The 16,427-nt window shown below is 60.9% G+C and carries 11 protein-coding genes, 1 tRNA gene and 3 pseudogenes; 5 read left to right on the top strand and 10 right to left on the bottom strand.

The genetic code is table 11. The features are described from left to right. From AB2N04_RS02290 to AB2N04_RS02270, 5 genes and pseudogenes are all read right to left on the bottom strand, one after another. Positions 1-807 (bottom strand): purine-nucleoside phosphorylase, encoded by an 807-nt coding sequence (locus AB2N04_RS02290; RefSeq protein ID WP_367716769.1) that lies wholly within the window; start codon positions 805-807, stop codon positions 1-3. After that, the gene (locus AB2N04_RS02285; RefSeq protein WP_367716768.1) at positions 804-1,199 is read right to left on the bottom strand and encodes a cytidine deaminase; all 396 of its coding nucleotides are present in this window, start codon (positions 1,197-1,199) and stop codon (positions 804-806) included. Before AB2N04_RS02285 ends, AB2N04_RS02290 begins: the two co-directional genes overlap by 4 nt. Further along, positions 1,199-2,170 (bottom strand): ABC transporter permease, encoded by a 972-nt coding sequence (locus tag AB2N04_RS02280; RefSeq protein ID WP_367716767.1) that lies wholly within the window; start codon positions 2,168-2,170, stop codon positions 1,199-1,201. The genes AB2N04_RS02285 and AB2N04_RS02280 overlap by 1 nt, the downstream gene beginning before the upstream one ends. A gap of 1 nt (position 2,171) precedes the next feature. Further along, complete coding sequence (locus AB2N04_RS02275) at positions 2,172-3,311, bottom strand: ABC transporter permease (protein ID WP_367716766.1); 1,140 nt, start codon at positions 3,309-3,311, stop codon at positions 2,172-2,174. Then, positions 3,308-4,841, bottom strand: a pseudogene (locus AB2N04_RS02270) (ABC transporter ATP-binding protein). Before AB2N04_RS02270 ends, AB2N04_RS02275 begins: the two are co-directional and overlap by 4 nt. A gap of 180 nt (positions 4,842-5,021) precedes the next feature. Here AB2N04_RS02270 and AB2N04_RS02265 point away from each other — a divergent pair. Next, positions 5,022-5,225: a SlyX family protein gene (locus tag AB2N04_RS02265; protein ID WP_025031126.1), complete on the top strand. Its 204-nt coding sequence runs from the start codon at positions 5,022-5,024 to the stop codon at positions 5,223-5,225. A 247-nt stretch (positions 5,226-5,472) separates the two neighbouring features. Here AB2N04_RS02265 and AB2N04_RS02260 read toward each other — a convergent pair whose 3' ends face one another. The 5 genes and pseudogenes from AB2N04_RS02260 to aroA all read right to left on the bottom strand — a co-directional run bounded on the left by AB2N04_RS02260 (position 5,473) and on the right by aroA (position 11,419). After that, a complete protein-coding gene (locus AB2N04_RS02260; RefSeq protein WP_367716764.1) occupies positions 5,473-6,399 on the bottom strand; it encodes a DUF5677 domain-containing protein in 927 nt (308 codons plus the stop codon). A gap of 422 nt (positions 6,400-6,821) precedes the next feature. Further along, a pseudogene (rpsA, locus tag AB2N04_RS02255) lies at positions 6,822-8,529 on the bottom strand (30S ribosomal protein S1). Between the two features lie 160 nt (positions 8,530-8,689). Beyond that, on the bottom strand, positions 8,690-9,340 hold the full coding sequence (gene cmk / locus AB2N04_RS02250; protein WP_367716762.1) for a (d)CMP kinase: 651 nt from the start codon (positions 9,338-9,340) through the stop codon (positions 8,690-8,692). A gap of 5 nt (positions 9,341-9,345) precedes the next feature. Continuing rightward, positions 9,346-10,050, bottom strand: a complete 705-nt coding sequence (locus tag AB2N04_RS02245) for an SDR family oxidoreductase (protein ID WP_367716761.1) — start codon at positions 10,048-10,050, stop codon at positions 9,346-9,348. Positions 10,051-10,080: 30 nt separating this feature from the next. Then, positions 10,081-11,419: pseudogene (aroA, locus tag AB2N04_RS02240) on the bottom strand (3-phosphoshikimate 1-carboxyvinyltransferase). Between the two features lie 315 nt (positions 11,420-11,734). Here aroA and AB2N04_RS02235 point away from each other — a divergent pair. From AB2N04_RS02235 to xylB, 4 genes are all read left to right on the top strand, one after another. Then, entirely contained in the window at positions 11,735-12,133 is a 399-nt protein-coding gene (locus AB2N04_RS02235; protein WP_367716760.1) for a TIGR02300 family protein, read from the top strand. 172 nt (positions 12,134-12,305) lie between these two features. Next, positions 12,306-12,381: transfer RNA gene (locus AB2N04_RS02230), tRNA-Ala, on the top strand. Between the two features lie 451 nt (positions 12,382-12,832). Then, positions 12,833-14,806, top strand: coding sequence for a transketolase (gene tkt / locus AB2N04_RS02225; protein ID WP_367716759.1), 1,974 nt, complete (start codon positions 12,833-12,835; stop codon positions 14,804-14,806). An 83-nt stretch (positions 14,807-14,889) separates the two neighbouring features. Next, positions 14,890-16,374: a xylulokinase gene (xylB, locus tag AB2N04_RS02220; protein WP_367716757.1), complete on the top strand. Its 1,485-nt coding sequence runs from the start codon at positions 14,890-14,892 to the stop codon at positions 16,372-16,374. The last annotated feature ends 53 nt before the right edge of the window (positions 16,375-16,427 follow it).

The raw sequence follows: 16,427 nt of genomic DNA, 5'->3' as shown, positions 1-16,427 counted from the left end.
TCAGCCGGCCGGCAGGCCATCGGCACACAGCTGCGCGAGGATCGTCGCAAGGCGCTTGCCCCCGACGGGCGCCATGTCCTTGGTTTCCTGGTGTGAAAGCTCTCCGGAACTCATGCCAGCCCCCAGATTGGTAATGACCGAACAGGCCGCGACACGCAGGCCGAGATAGCGTGAGAGAATGACCTCGGGAACCGTGGACATGCCCACCGCATCCGCGCCCAGTATGCGCGCCATGCGGATTTCGGCAGGTGTTTCGAAGGTCGGGCCTGAAAACCACATATAGACGCCCCTGTGTAAAAGCGTTCCCGTTTCCCCGGCTGCCTTTTCCAGGCTGGCGCGCAATCCTGCATCATAGGCTTCGCTCATGCCGACGAAGCGGCGTTCGCTGCCCTCGCCAATCAGCGGGTTGGCGCCGGAAAAGTTGATATGATCCTCGATCAGCATCACAGAACCGGGGGGCATGTCTTCGCGCAGGGAGCCCGCCGCGTTTGTGAGGATGAGCTGCGTGATGCCAATGCCCCATAATGTTTCGAGCGCGGGGCGCATGGCTGCCGGATCGCCATGCTCATAGTAGTGGGCACGGCCGGCAAGCATGAGAACGGGCGTGCCCGAAAGCCTGCCCGCGACGATCTCGCCGGCATGGCCTGTCACGCCGCTTCTGGGGAAACCCGGAAGCTCCGCATAGGAAATCCGCACGGGGTTTTCGACGTCGTTCACCAGATCGCCGAGGCCGGAGCCGAGCACCAGTGCAAGCCGCGGTGCAAGGCCGTTGAGCCGTTCGGTCAAAAGATCGACCGCTTCCTTCATTTGCCATCCTCAAAGCTGAATCCGCGCGGAAAAACCGCTGAAAAGGGAACTGTCTCCAGAACACCGGTGGTATCGCACAGATGCAGCACCGCGTCCTCCGTGACGAACTCCGCGAGCCGCTGGCGGCAACCGCCGCAGGGCATGATCTTCGGCATCTGTTCCGCCACCACCGCAATTTCGCTCACGCGGCCACCCCCGGCCATGATCAGATGACCAAGAGCCGTGGTTTCGGCGCACCAGCCTTCGGGATAGGAGGCGTTCTCGATGTTGCAGCCTGCATGGATCGCGCCTTCTTCCGTTTTGACCGCAGCCCCCACCGGAAAGCGCGAATAGGGGGCATAGGCTTTCTGCATCGCCGCGCTGGCGGCTGAGAACAGCTCTTTCGCGCTCATCACCGCTCCTTCACATAGGGCACACCCCCGGCCCGGGGTGGCACGGCCTTGCCGATGAAGCCGGCCAGAAGCACCACGGTGAGAATATAGGGCAGAGCCTGCATGAACTGCACCGGAACCCGCCCGATGAAGGGCAGCGGTGTGCCCTGGATCCGGATGGCAAATGCATCGAGGAAACCGAACAGAAGACAGGCAAACATGACCGGGACGGGCTTCCATTTGGCGAAAATGAGCGCGGCCAGCGCGATGAAGCCGCGCCCCGCCGTCATGTCTTTCACGAAACCGGCATTCTGTGCGATCGAAAGATAGGCGCCTGCCATGCCGGTGAGAATGCCCGTGCAGATGACAGCGCGGTAGCGCAGCCAGGAAACCGAAATGCCGGCGGTATCCACGGCTGCCGGGTTTTCGCCCACGGCCCGCAGGCGCAGGCCGAAGCGCGTGCGAAACAGCACCCACCATGTGAAGGGTACGAGCAGAAAGGCCGCATAGACGAGAAGGGAGTGCCCCGAGAGAAGCTCCGCATAGACAAACCCGAGGAAAGGTACATCCCGGATGGTCTCGACAAAGGGGAGATCCAGAGCGCCAAAACGCGCTTCGCCGGGCAGGGAAGGGGTGCGCCCGCCCTGGCGAAACCACGCCTGCCCCAGAATGACGGTGGAGCCTGCGGCAATGAAATTTATGGCCACACCGGAGACGATCTGGTTGCCGCGATGGGTGATCGATGCAAACCCGTGCACCAGCGCCAGAAAAATCGAAACCAGCATTGCCGCGCCAAGCCCGGCCCAGGCCGAGCCGGTGACGGCGGCCGCCGCAGCCGCGGCAAAGGCGCCGGCCAGCATTTTTCCTTCAAGGCCGATGTCGAAAACGCCCGAGCGCTCGGAATAGAGCCCCGCAAGCGCGGCCAGAAGCAGGGGGATGGAAAGCCGCACGGTGGAATCGAACACCAGGATCACGGATTGAAAGAAATCCATCTCAGCCACCCTCTCCCTGCCGTGCTTCGACACCCGCCGAGCGCGGGCTGAGGCTGGCGAAAAGCGCCTGTATCGAAGGCCGGAACATATGCTCCAGTGCGCCGGCGAACAGGATGACGAGCCCCTGAATGATGACGATCATGTCGCGCGAGATGTTGGGCATCTCAAAGGCAAGTTCGGCCCCACCCTGATAGAGCATGCCGAACAGGATGGCCGCCGGAACGATGCCCGCCGGATGCGAACGTCCCATCAGCGCCACGGCGATGCCGACAAAACCCGCCCCGGTAACGAAATCGATCTGCAGGCGGTTCTGGTCGCCCATCACCGGGTTGAGCGCCATCATGCCGGCGAGCGCGCCGGAAATCAGCATGGTGACGATGATGATCTTCGTTTCGCTCACGCCGGCATAGCGCGCCGCCTTGGGGCTGAAACCGCGCATGCGGATTTCATAGCCGAGCCGCGTGCGCCAGATCAGCACCCACACCAGAAAGGCCGCAAGAAGCGCCAGAAGAAACGAAAGGTTGAACGGCGCCGAGCGTACGGAAAAGCCCAGCGCCTCCAGTGCCCAGTTGAGCTTGGGCAATTGCCCGCCTTCGAGAAAATTGCGGGTCTGCGGAGCCTGCGCGCCGGCGGGTTTCAAGACGTTTACCAGCAGATAGACCATCAGGCTTGCGGCGATGAAATTGAACATGATCGTGGTGATGACGATGTGCGAGCCGCGCTTTGCCTGAAAATAGGCCGGGATGAAGGCCCACGCCGCGCCGAACAGCGCCGCGCCAATGATGGCCATGGGAAACACCAGCCACCAGGGCAGGATACTGTCGAAGGCGAGACAGACCACGGCAACGCCGAGCCCGCCCACATAGGCCTGTCCCTCGCCGCCAATGTTGAACAGGCTGCAATGGAAGGCGACGGCCACGGCAAGCCCGGTGAAGATGAAGCTTGTGGCGTAGTAAAGCGTGTAGGCGATGCTCTGCCCGCCCCCGAGCGCGCCTTCCACCAGAATGGCGGCAGCGCGTAACGGATTTTCACCAACCAGCATCACCACCAGTCCGGCCACCAGAAAGGCGACGGCGAGATTGATGAGCGGGATCAGCCCGTAATCGGCCCAAGCGGGCAGTTTCGCATAAGGCGCACTCATTCCGCCGCCTCCTTTTCCTCGACGCCGGCCATGAGCAGGCCAAGCTCGCCTTCGCTGGCCTCGGGTCCGCGCTCGCCCACCACGCGACCGGCGAACATGACCAGGATGCGGTCGGAGAGCGAGCGGATTTCATCAAGCTCCACTGAGACCAGAAGCACCGCCTTGCCCTGATCACGCATGTCGATCAGCCGTTTGTGAATGAACTCGATGGCGCCCACATCCACGCCGCGCGTCGGCTGGCCGACGATCAGCACCTTGGGGTTCTGTTCCATCTCGCGCGCCAGCACGATCTTCTGCTGGTTGCCGCCGGAGAAATTGGCCGTCTTCAGCCGGCAGTCGGGCGGGCGGATGTCGTATTTCTCAATCTTCTCGCGCGCATCGGCGCGGATCGCCTCGATGTTGAGAAAGGGGCCGTTGAGGTATTTATCCTGCCGGTGATAGCCAAGCATGGCGTTCTCGTTTTCCTCGAACGGCAGAACAAGCCCCACATGGTGCCGGTCTTCGGGCACATGGGCCATGCCGCGCGCGCGCAGGTCTGCGGGGTCTGCCGCGCCGGTCAGGTCCACCGGCTCGCCATCCAGCGTCACCGTGCCGGAAACGGCCCTGCGCACGCCCGTAACGGCATCGAGAAGCTGCGACTGCCCGTTGCCCGCCACGCCGGCAATGCCGACGATCTCGCCCGCGCGCACATCGAGCGACACATTGTCGACCATGGTAACGCCGCGGGAATCCTTCACGGTGAGATTGCGCACCGAAAGCAGCACGTCGCCGGGGCTTGCCTCGCCCTTTTCCACCTGAAGCAGCACGCGCCTGCCGACCATCAGCTCGGCCAGCTCCTCCACGCTTGTCTCGGCGGTCTTGCGGGTTGCCACCATCGTGCCCTGCCGCATGACCGAGACATTGTCGGTGATCGCCATGATCTCGCGCAGCTTGTGGGTGATGAGGATGATGGTTTTGCCCTCTTCCTTGAGCTGCTCCAGAATGCGGAACAAATGGTCCGCCTCTGCCGGCGTCAAAACGCCGGTCGGCTCGTCGAGGATCAGAATGTCCGCGCCGCGATAGAGCGCCTTGAGGATTTCCACCCGCTGCTGCAGGCCCACCGGCAGATCCTCGATGATGGCGTCGGGGTCCACCTCCAGCCCATAGTCGCGTTCCAGCCGCTCCAGCTCCGAGCGCGCCTTGGCGATGGAGGTGTTGAGCAGCGCCTCGCCTTCCGCCCCCAGGATCACGTTTTCCAGCACGGAGAAATTCTGCACCAGCATGAAGTGCTGATGCACCATGCCGATGCCCAGCGCGATGGCGTCGCTCGGCGTGTTGATCGCGGCCTTTTTGCCGCCCACATGGATCTGCCCGCGATCGGCCCTGATAGAAGCCATAGAGGATCGACATCAGGGTCGATTTGCCGGCCCCGTTTTCGCCGATGATGCCGTGGATTGTCCCGGCCTCGATTTTCAGATCGATGTTGCGGTTTGCATGAACCGCGCCAAAGCTCTTGCTGATGCCCTTGAGCTCGATTGCCGTTTCAGCCATCGGCGGCCCGCTTCCCCGTTTTTATCGTTTGGTCAAATTCCTATCACGCGGGCCCGCCGCCTGCCAACCGGCGCGGGAGGGGCACGGCGAAAGGAACCGTCATTCACTCTCGACAAATCAGGCCTTGCTTGTCAATTTCCGTGGGCGAGAATGCACCGAAACCGCAGAAAGAAACGCGCCATGAGCGAAGACCGCATCACGAAGCTGGAAATCCTGGCCGCCGAGCAGGAAAAGACCATCGAAGAGCTTTCCGCCGAGTTGACGCGCCAGTGGCGCGAGACGGAAGCGCTGAAGAAGAAGCTCGAGAGGCTCTCGGAGCGTTTCATGGAGCTGGAAGAGCAGACGGCGGGCGATGTGCCCGTGACCAAGCCACCGCATTGGTGAGGGCGAGCGGGGGCTGAATACAATCTGCTTCGCTGGCCATCGTGCCCGCTTTCGATCTCATCGCGCCCACTCAAACCTTATAGCAGCGAACGTCTGCTGTGAGCCCAAATTTACGAATGCTGCAACTTGTCCGAATAGCTGCTAGGTGCATACAGCCGACGTTTTTCGGCAAGACCAAGGGCTAAACCCGGCCGCCGACCCTTACTGGAGAAGGCGTGAAGCGGCCCCGTCTCAAGTCTGCATATCCTTAGCGGATTCTGGGCCATTCCTTCGGTGCAAGGTATGCTTCGTGTGCCCGGTTAAAAGCATCCAATCGAGTTGCTAAATCACTTAGGTGACCTTGTACCACTTCTTGCAAATCTGGACCGCAAACAAACCCAAAATAATCGTTTACAGCGAACAGACTCAGACTTGCTGTAGCAGTAATCAATTGTGGGCGTGGGTAGCCCCATTCAATGTTCGGTGAAAACAACTCATCGCCATCGGTCTGAAGGCAGTGTGAGTAGATGTCTCCCCAAGCGCCATGCACGGCTTGTGACGGTCCGGAGAACGCGCCTAAATACGCATCGTCCATCCCCAGGTCCTCCGCCTTCTCGTAGAGGTTTCGCGCGCCCCAGTTTCTTTCCCTATATTCGCTTAGGTCACTTGGATTGACGCCAGCACTCGCAAACGAACGATCAATCGACTTCATCATGCGATCTTCGATCGGCAAAATTACTCCACCACGTGCCGCGATGTTTTGCTCTATCTTCCTTCGCAGTTTGACCTCATGCTTGAAGGAGTTCTTTACGTAAGAAGCAACCAGATCAGGACTAAAGTGTTTTATGAGGTAACGTATTGTCACGACCGTTTCGAAAACCAAACGTGCGAAAATAAAGCTCGTATCACGCCGTCGCTGGGTTGTTTGATCCAGAACACCCGAAATCATCTTGTAGAGTCGGACCATGTTTCCACCTATTGCGGCCGTGTCTCGATCCCATTTTTCATTCTCACCAAGCGTGTTTGCGGCGATGCAAACGTAGCTGCCCGCCTCGATGAGTAACGACACTCCCAGCCGGTTGAAGTCATCCTCATCGGTGAACTTTGCAGTGTCTACTTCATTGACCAAGGGCTTCTCAATCTCATTGAAGGCATTGAGAACAGGATGATCCTGATCGTCTGAGGCGTTGGTCATTGTTGTTCCTAGTCGTTATGCGTCTAGAGGTCGTAGATCAAAGCATTTGTATATGATTTCGACATCTAAGCCGATCCGCAACTCTAGGTCCGGTTTCAACACTTCCTCTGTGCGCGTTGCCGTCGCAGAAAATGAGCGCATTCCGCCCCTAGTGTTTTTTGCTACAGTCGCGAACCACATGAAGCAGTCATTCTTCTGCAAGAATCAAACGACCGCTCTGTCCGCATAGCTGCCAGATGTTTGCTATCATCCGGTTGACCGGTGTTCATCCGTAATCAGACATATTCTGGCACAGCAAACGGCAGCCGCTAGAATCGTCAAAGGTGAATCCGCCTGCTAACCTAAGGCCCCCCCATCATCAAAAAACCCCACCGGATCGCGCCGGCGGGGTTTTCATTTCTCATCCGAAAAAGCCCAGTGGCTTATTCGTCGTCGCCGCCCTTGTTCTTCAGGGCTGCGCCGAGGATGTCGCCGAGAGAGGCGCCGGAGTCGGTGGAACCGAACTGTGCCACGGCTTCCTTCTCTTCCGCGATCTCCAGAGCCTTGATCGAGACGCTGATGCGGCGGGTCTTCTTGTCGAAGACGGTGACGCGGGCGTCCACCTTCTGGCCGACGGAGAAGCGCTCGGGGCGCTGCTCGGCACGGTCACGCGACAGGTCGGAACGCTTGATGAAGCTTTCGACATCGTGATCGACCAGGCGAACCTCAAGGCCACCGTCCTTCACGTCGGTCACTTCACAGGTCACCACGGCGCCCTTGCGCAGCTCGCCGGAAGCGGCGGCCCTCGCCAATGGCGTCATGGCCAAGCTGCTTGATGCCGAGCGAGATGCGCTCCTTGTCGACGTCCACGTCGAGAACCTGAGCCTTCACCATGTCGCCACGGTTGTACTCCTCGATCACCTGCTCGCCCGGACGGTTCCAGTCGAGATCGGAAAGGTGAACCATGCCGTCCACATCGCCATCGAGACCGATGAACAGGCCGAACTCGGTCTTGTTCTTGACCTCGCCCTCGACAACGGAGCCGACGGTGTGATTGCGGGCGAATGCCTCCCACGGATTCTCGAGCGTCTGCTTGAGGCCGAGCGAGATGCGGCGCTTGACCGGATCCACTTCCAGCACCACCACTTCGACTTCCTGCGTGGTGGAGAGGATCTTGCCCGGATGAACGTTCTTCTTCGTCCAGGACATTTCCGAAACGTGGATCAGGCCTTCGATGCCCGGCTCCAGCTCCACAAACGCACCGTAGTCGGTGATGTTGGTGACGCGGCCTAGAACCTTCTTGCCAAGCGGGTACTTGCCGCCGATGCCGTCCCACGGATCGGCCTCGAGCTGCTTCATGCCCAGCGAGATGCGGTGGGTTTCCTGGTTGATGCGGATGATCTGCACCTTGACCGTCTGACCGATGTTGAGAATCTCGGTCGGATGGTTGACACGGCGCCATGCCATGTCGGTCACGTGCAGCAGGCCGTCGATGCCGCCCAGGTCCACGAACGCACCGTAATCGGTGATGTTCTTGACCACGCCTTCGACCACCTGACCCTCTTCGAGGTTCTGGACGATCTCGGAGCGCTGCTCGGCGCGGCTCTCTTCGAGAACCGTGCGGCGGGACACGACGATGTTGCCGCGGCGCTTGTCCATCTTGAGGATTTCAAAGGGCTGCGGGGTGTGCATGAGCGGGGTGACGTCGCGGATCGGACGAATGTCCACCTGCGAACGCGGCAGGAAGGCCACGGCGCCGTCCAGATCGACGGTGAAACCGCCCTTGACCTGGTTGAAGATGAAGCCTTCGACGCGCTCGCCGGCGTTGAACTTCGCTTCCAGCTTGACCCAGCTTTCCTCGCGGCGTGCCTTCTCGCGGCTCAGCATGGCTTCGCCAAGCGCGTTTTCGATGCGCTCGACATAGACCTCGACTTCGTCGCCGACCTTGAGATCGGATTCCTTGCCCTTCGCGCCGAATTCCTTCAGCGGCACGCGGCCCTCGACCTTGAGGCCGACATCGACGATCGCCATGTCTTTTTCAATGGCGGTGACGAGACCCTTTACAACGGAGCCTTCTGCGGCGTCGCGTTCGGAAAAGGATTCTTCGAGAAGGCTCGCGAAATCATCGCGAGACGGATTGAGTTCTGACATTGATGCTCCTGAAAAGCCCCTGTCTTTCAAGCGGGGCCAAGCGCCGGTGGTTCGTGTTGCGTTTGTCGGTCATGCATCCGAGCGGATCGCTCTGGCGCCGCGTGAAGCGGCAGATCCGGCGCAAAGAATGCGTGGCAGACGGTTCCTTCAGTTCTGACTTTCAGTCTTCGTTTCGGGCAGCCAGTCTGGCATCGACCAGCGTGCAGGCAGCCTGAAACGCCGTTTCTATATCCATTTCACTCGTATCGAGCAAGTGCGCATCTTCTGCGGGCCTCAGCGGACTGTCTTCCCGGCCCATGTCGCGGGCGTCGCGGCGTTCGATATCGGCAAGGATCTGCGCATGGTCGGCGCTGCCGCCATTGTCCAGGATTTCGCGCCAGCGGCGCATGGCGCGCACCTCCGCGCTCGCGATTACATAGAGCTTTACATCGGCGTCGGGGCACACCACCGTGCCGATGTCGCGCCCGTCCAGAACCGCGCCGGGTGGAGCGGCGGCGAAGGCGCGCTGTTTTTCGACGAGCGCGGTGCGTACCAATGGCATCACCGCCACTTTCGAGGCCGCTTCGCCGGTGCCATGCTCGGAAAGCACGGTCCGGTCGAGCGCGCCCAGATCGAGCGCGCGCGCGGCCTTTTCGGCAATCGGCTCATCGTCGAGCGGCTGGCCGGTATCAAGCAGCGCCCTTGCAACACCGCGATAGGTAAGCCCGGTGTCGAGATGGCGCAGGCCGTAGTGCGCAGCCAGCCGCCGCGCGAGCGTGCCCTTGCCGGAGGCGGCCGGCCCGTCGATGGCGATGGTCAGCTTGCCGCTCATGCCCGTCATACCGAACGCGTGATGCCGCCATCGATACGGATGTTCTGGCCGGTAATGTAGCCGGATTTCTCGTCAGCGAGAAAGGCGATGAGCTCGGCCACCTCGTCCACCGTGCCGTAGCGGCCCATGGGAATGCGCGAGCGGCGCTCTTCCTTTTCGGGCAGGGAATCGATGAAGCCCGGCAACACATTGTTCATGCGCAGGTTCTCGCCCGCATATTTGTCGCAGAAAAGCTTTGTGAAGGCGGCAAGCCCGGCGCGGAACACGCCTGATGTGGGAAACATCGCTTCCGGCTCGAAGGTAGCGTAGGTGGAAATGTTGACGATGGAGCCCGATTTCTGCGCCTGCATGATGGGTGTGACGAGCCGTGTGGCGCGCACCACGTTGAGCAGGTAGAAATCCATACCGCGGTGCCAGTCCTCGTCGGATAGATCGAGCACATCACCCTTCGGCCCGTGGCCGGCGCCGTTCACCAGCGCGTCAATGCGGCCGAAACGCTCCGTCGTTGCGTCGGTGAAGCGCTTGAGGTCGTCCGGGGAAAGGTTGGAGCCGGTGAAGCCCAGCCCACCGAGTTCTTTGCCGAGCGCCTCGCCCTTGCCGGAGGACGACATCACGGCCACCTGATAGCCGCTTTCCGCCAGTTTGCGCGCGGCGGCGGCACCCATGCCGCTGCCACCGCCAATGATCATGGCCACCTTCTCTGCGCTCATTGTGCGTCCTCCCTTAAATTGATGCGAATGTCAGTCCAGCTGCGCTCCGAGCCGCGTCATGAGCGCGGTGAAATCGGGAAAGCTGGTGGCAATCATCGTCTGGTCGTCGATGGTCACGGGCTTCTCGGTGGCCAATCCCATGACGAGGAAACTCATGGCAATGCGGTGGTCGAGATGTGTCTTGACCGTGCCACCGCCCAGGCCCTTGCCGCCGGGACGGCCGGTGACCCGAAGTGAGGCTTCGCCCTCTTCGCAATCGACACCATTGGCCTTGAGTCCTTCTGCCACGGCGGAAAGCCTGTCGGATTCCTTCACGCGCAGCTCTTCCAGCCCCTGCATCAGCGTATCGCCCTCGGCAAAAGAAGCTGCCACGGCAAGAACGGGGTATTCGTCGATCATGGAGGGTGCGCGCTCTTCCGGCACGGTCACGCCCTTGAGTTCGGAGCCGCGCACGCGCAGATCCGCCACATCTTCACCGCCTTCGTTGCGGCGCTCCAGAATCTCGATGTCGGCACCCATCTCCATCAGGGTGGTGACGAGACCGGTTCGCGTGGGGTTCATGAGCATGCTCTCGATCACCACGTCGGATCCCGGCACGATGAGCGCGGCCACCAGCGGAAACGCGGCTGAAGACGGATCAGCGGGAACCGCAATGGTCTGACCGACGAGCTTCGGCTGTCCCTCGATGCGGATGTGACGCACGCCCTCGGCATCGGTCTCGACCTCTAGTGCCGCACCGAAGCCGGCAAGCATTTTCTCGGTGTGATCGCGGGTGGCCACAGGTTCGATCACCGTGGTCACGCCCGGCGTGTTGAGCGCGGCGAGCAGCACTGCCGATTTCACCTGCGCGGAAGGCATCGGCACGCGGTAGGAAATGGGGGCTGCATGTTTCGGCCCGCGCAGCGTGATCGGCAGCCGGTCGCCCGGCTCGGCAGAAACCACCTGCAGGCCCATCTCCTTCAAGGGGTCGAGCACGCGGCCCATGGGGCGTTTGGAGAGCGATGCATCGCCAATGAAGCGTGTCGTCATGTCATAGGAGCCCACGAGCCCCATGGTCAGGCGCGCGCCCGTGCCGGCATTGCCGAAATCGAGTGGCTCGCCGGGCTCCAGCAGGGCGCCATTTCCGGTGCCGGTGGCGATCCATTCATCGCCGCGCTTTTCGATCGTCGCACCCATGGCCTTCATGGCCTCGCCAGTGCGCAGGACGTCTTCACCTTCCAGGAGACCGGTAATCCGTGTCTCGCCGGCGGCCAGCCCGCCAAACATCAGCGCCCGGTGCGAAATCGACTTGTCACCGGGTACACGGGCCCCGGCCCGAAAGGGCGTCTGATTTGCTGGCGCTCATGGGGCGCGGCTCGGTGGTATGCATCGTCTGGTCCCTGATGATAGGCGTTCTGCCGACCGGCAGATTATTCGAGGATTTATTCCGCTGGCTCTAGCATGATGAGAATGGCCGGTCATCCCCTGCTTGACGCAAGAACGTTATGGGGGTTGTCCTATTGGGGTTGAAAAGACGGAGCGCCTTCGGCAGAAAGACTCCTCCAGGGTGAGGATTAGGCTTTGACAGCTAGGTGACTTGCCGTTATGGGGACCAAAATTTTCAACAAGGCAGGAAGCGCTTCCGGTGCCGGCCGCGATGGAGCCGTCGCAGGCTGGGCCGACCGCAAGACGATGAGGCAGCAAGGTGGCTAAACCGGAACTTGGAACAAAACGCGTTTGCCCGGAGACGGGCCGTAAATTCTACGACCTGAACAAGGATCCGATCGTCTCGCCCTATACGGGCAAGACCTATCCGCGCGACTATTTCGAGGCAGGCGGAGATACCACTGTCGAAGAAGAAGAGGTCGTGGAGGAAAAGGAGCTGGACGGCGAGGAAGCTGCGGCTGAAGTGGTGTCGCTCGAAGATGCTGACGAAGAAGTGGCTTCGCCCAAGAAGGCCGATATCCCCGATATCGACGGCGACGATGATGACGATGTCGATATCGGCGACGATGACGACACATTCCTTGACGATGAGGAAGACGACGCCGATGACGACGTGAAGGACCTTATCGGCGTTGGCGACGACGACGACGAGACCTGATTTTTCAGGATCTGCGGGAAGAATCTCCCCAGCCGGCGGCACAAGATGACGCAGAGGCGAAAATCGGGGCTTGATCTTCCCGCCGGGCGGGTTTAGAAGCCGCACACGGTTGGCCCGACGGGCCCACCGGACCTCTTCGCCGGAGACGGCGACCGGCGGAAAGCCGGAGTGTGGGGCCATAGCTCAGTTGGGAGAGCGCTTGAATGGCATTCAAGAGGTCAGGGGTTCGACTCCCCTTGGCTCCACCAATTCTTCACTGTACAGCCCGGAGACATAGGTAACAGATTGTACCTAAGACATGGGCGACGATCTCGAGCCGAACCGCCGGCGTTTTATCGCATCAGGGTATAACATTGGCACGACTGGCCAGGCGTGACCGGCTGACAATGCGCGGCATGCACCTTTCCCTCTGGCGACCAAAGGCACGCCCCTCGATGGCGATCTGCCCGCCGATGAGGCCCCGCACGAGGAACACTGGATTTCCAACCGAGGCCAAACGCAGTGGGTCTGCGGGCCGCGGCGACCGCGTGCCATCAATACGGCAATAAATGCAAATTTTTGCGATAATAATAATTTCTTGCAATTGAATGCATAAATGAGATACGCCAACAGGCACTTGTTCGATTGCCAGGGAGCTTAGCAATGGGTGCGGATGCGGCGAACGGCGCTGTGATAAAAGATGGCACGTGTTTGAGAGATTTGGCGAACGCCCTGCGCATGCTTGCCGTGGATGCGGTGGAGAATGCCCAGTCGGGTCACCCTGGGATGCCATTGGGCATGGCCGACCTTGCCAGTGTTCTGTTCACCCGGGTTCTCAAATTCGATGCCGCCGATCCCGACTGGCATGATCGCGACCGATTTGTCCTTTCGAACGGCCATGGGTCCATGCTTCAGTATGGGCTTCTTTACCTTTCCGGGTACCCGGGCATCTCTCTTGAGGATATTAAACGTTTTCGCCAGCGCGGCTCCATCGCAGCCGGACATCCCGAGTTCCGTCATCCCCGCGGGGTGGAAACGACAACCGGCCCCTTGGGCCAGGGCGTCGCGAATGCGGTTGGAATGGCGCTCGCCGAGCGCATTTTGAACGGGCGTTTCGGCGACGAACTGGTTGATCACCGTACCTATGCATTCTGTGGAGACGGCTGTCTGATGGAAGGGGTGGCGCAGGAGGCCATCTCTCTTGCCGGGCATCTGGGGCTTGCGAAGCTGACCCTTGTTTTCGACGACAATGCGACGACCATCGACGGGGCAACGAGCGTCGCAACATCGGAAGATCACATCAAGCGTTTCGAGGCGGCGAACTGGGCCACGATCCGCATCGACGGCCACGATATGGAAGAGATCGAGAACGCATTCGCATTCGCAGCCAAAAGTGACAGACCGACGCTTATCGCTGCCCGCACCCGCATCGGTTATGGAGCGCCGACCAAGGAAGGAAAGTCGGTGGCGCACGGGGCGCCTCTGGGCGCCGAGGAGGTTGCCGGATTGAAAGCGGGTCTGGGCTGGAAGGCGCCAGCGTTCGAGATTCCCGAGCCCATACTGGATGCGTGGCGTCTGGCCGGGCAGCGCAGCAGGGACCTGCGACATGACTGGTTGAAGCGCCTGTCGGCGTCTGGCCGTGGAGACGCGTTCGCTGCGGCAATGGAGGGCCGGCGGCCGGATGAACTTGAAGCGCACTTCACCGGGGCAATCGCGGATCTGGTGGCCAACCCGGTCAGGGAGCCGGTGCGCAAATCAAGTCAGCGTGCATGCGGTCTCCTGCTTCAGGATCTGAAAGAGCTTGTCGGCGGTTCAGCCGATCTCACGGGAAGTGTTCTGTCTGCAGCCGAAAACATGCGACCGATCATTCCGAACGACTATTCAGGCAATCATGTAAGCTATGGGGTGCGCGAGCACGCCATGGCCGCCGTGATGAACGGCATGGCGGCTCATGGAGGCGTTTTCCCTTATGGCGGAACATATCTGACGTTCAGCGACTATTGTCGGCCTTCATTGCGCCTTGCTGCCCTGATGCAGCTTCCCGTCGTGTTCCTCTTCAGTCACGATTCCATCGGCGTGGGTGAGGATGGACCGACCCATCAGCCGATCGAGCAACTGGCTTCTCTGCGTGCCATCCCCGGCTTGAACGTGTATCGCCCTGCGGACGCCATCGAGGCTCTGGAGTGCTGGTATGATGCGGCAAACCGGAATGGTCCGGCGGCAATGATCGTGTCCAGACAGGCGACCCCGCAGGTGCGGACGGTCGCTGAAGATCATATGCCCGCCAGGCGCGGCGGATACGTGCTTTCGCCATCGGAGGGGCCGCGTGACGCAACGCTGCTTGCCACGGGCACCGAAGTCGCGCTTGCGCTCGCCGTAAAGGACGTCCTGCAGGCGGAGGGCTACCGGATCGCCGTGGTTTCCATGCCCTGCTGGGAACGTTTCGATGAGCAGGACAGCGCCTATCAACAGGATGTTCTCGGAGATGCCGTTCGCTTTTCGATAGAAGCCGCTTCGCGTTTCGGATGGACACAGTATGTCGGCCATCGGGATCAGGCCATCGGGATCGATGATTTCGGTCTGTCGGCGCCCGGCCCGCAAGTGTTTGAAGAGAAAGGCCTGACGGTCGAGCCCATCGCGCGACAGATCATGGAGCGGCTTGCCCGGTCTAGGCGCGAACGGGCGTCGGCTTGACAAGCCGGCGCCATGTGCCGCGATAATCGCGCGCTACGGGGCTTTCCCACACCGGCTGATGTCAATCTTTGAATGCGGGCGCTATGTATCTGGGTATCGATCTGGGAACCTCATCGGCAAAACTGCTGATCGTCGATGAGGCAGAACGCGTTCAGCTCTCTGCAACCCGGCCGATCCGGACACATTACCCGCGTCCGGACTGGTCGGAGCAAAATCCCGCCGACTGGGTGGACGCCGTGTTCGACGCGCTCGCCGAGCTTGCCGCCGAAAAACCCCGCCTTCTCGCCGACGTCAGATCGATTGGCTTCTCAGGCCATATGCACGCCTGCCTGCTGCTGGATGAGGCAGACGAACCGGTCCGTCCGGCGATCCTCTGGAACGATTCGCGCGCGGCAGCGATCGCCGGGCGCCTGAATGCGGATCATCCGGAACTGGCGGATCAGCTTGGTGTTCTTCCCATGGCTGGTTTCACGGGGCCGAAACTGGCCTGGATCGCGGAAAATGAGCCCGAAACATTTCAACGTGCAAGGCGGCTTTCGTTTCCCAAGGACTATCTTCGCTTCAAGCTTGTGGGGAAGCATGCGACCGACCCCTCCGAGGCCGCCGGTTCCTGGTTGTTCGATGAACGGCATCGAAAATGGTCAAAACAGGCTGTCGAGGCTTGCGGTGCGAGCCGGCTGGCATTCCCGGAAGTCTGTGAATCCGCTTCCATTGCGGGCGTCCTCAAGGCCGACCTGGCCTCGCGCTGGAACATGCGCGACGATGTTCAGGTGGTAGTTGGAGCCGGCGACGTTGCAGCGGGCGCGGCTGGTGTGGGCGCTGTCTCCTCCCGGCAGGGGTTGATCTCGATCGGAACCTCGGCGCAGGTGTTGACCAGCCACACGGCCTACGCTCCCAACACACCTCACACGGTTCATTCCTTTTGCCATGTGCTGGAAGGTGTCTGGTTCAATATGGCGGCAGTGTTGAACGGGGCAAGCGCCTTGGGAGCGGTTGCCCGCTGGACAGGCCATGACGAGCGTGTGGGCGCGATGCTCCAGACCGTTGAAGCACATTATGCCGGCCCGTGTGATGTGCTTGCCCTGCCATATCTTGCAGGTGAACGCACCCCTCACAACGACGCGGCAGCGCGAGCGGCCTTTGTTGGTATGTCTGCCGAGACCCGACCGCATCACCTGGCGCAAGCCATGATGGAGGCTATCGCATTCTCTCTGGCAGACGGGTTGGACGTGCTGGGTGGCGACGGGAAGTCACCGGCATCATTTGCCCTCATCGGGGGCGGTGCCCGATCGCCATTTTGGGCGCAGATGATCGCCAACATTCTTGGCGTCGTGCTGGAAACCAGCGATGTTTCGGAGATGGGGCCTTCATTGGGCGCTGCACGTCTGGCGCGTTGCGCTTTTCAGACGTCGATCTCTCCGGAGCATTTCAAACCGCCGGTGGTGCGACACAGGTTCGTCCCGGATGTCCGGTTGCATGCCGCCTATCAGCCACGGTTGGAAATGTTCAGATCCCTCTACCGTGCTTTAAAGCCCGAGTTTGCCAAACTTGCATCTTCAGGCCCCTGATTTTAAGTCCGAAGGGTACCGCCGGAGGATCGGGTTTGAGACGGTCAGGCTGG

This window comes from Nitratireductor sp. GISD-1A_MAKvit (genome assembly GCF_040819555.1).
Taxonomy (GTDB): Bacteria; Pseudomonadota; Alphaproteobacteria; order Rhizobiales; family Rhizobiaceae; genus Nitratireductor.
The sequence above is the reverse complement of the archived record's forward strand: the minus strand, read 5'-3'. Positions and strand labels throughout refer to the sequence as shown.

Excerpts from the sequence above, each read along its gene's own strand:
- AB2N04_RS02285 (WP_367716768.1), bottom strand. The coding sequence starts at position 1,199 with ATGAGCGCGAAAGAGCTGTTCTCAGCCGCCAGCGCGGCGATGCAGAAA.
- xylB (WP_367716757.1), top strand. The coding sequence starts at position 14,890 with ATGTATCTGGGTATCGATCTGGGAACCTCATCGGCAAAACTGCTGATC.
- AB2N04_RS02290 (WP_367716769.1), bottom strand. The coding sequence starts at position 807 with ATGAAGGAAGCGGTCGATCTTTTGACCGAACGGCTCAACGGCCTTGCA.
- AB2N04_RS02245 (WP_367716761.1), bottom strand. The coding sequence starts at position 10,050 with ATGAGCGCAGAGAAGGTGGCCATGATCATTGGCGGTGGCAGCGGCATG.
- AB2N04_RS02280 (WP_367716767.1), bottom strand. The coding sequence starts at position 2,170 with ATGGATTTCTTTCAATCCGTGATCCTGGTGTTCGATTCCACCGTGCGG.
- AB2N04_RS02265 (WP_025031126.1), top strand. The coding sequence starts at position 5,022 with ATGAGCGAAGACCGCATCACGAAGCTGGAAATCCTGGCCGCCGAGCAG.
- AB2N04_RS02260 (WP_367716764.1), bottom strand. The coding sequence starts at position 6,399 with ATGACCAACGCCTCAGACGATCAGGATCATCCTGTTCTCAATGCCTTC.
- AB2N04_RS02275 (WP_367716766.1), bottom strand. The coding sequence starts at position 3,311 with ATGAGTGCGCCTTATGCGAAACTGCCCGCTTGGGCCGATTACGGGCTG.
- cmk (WP_367716762.1), bottom strand. The coding sequence starts at position 9,340 with ATGAGCGGCAAGCTGACCATCGCCATCGACGGGCCGGCCGCCTCCGGC.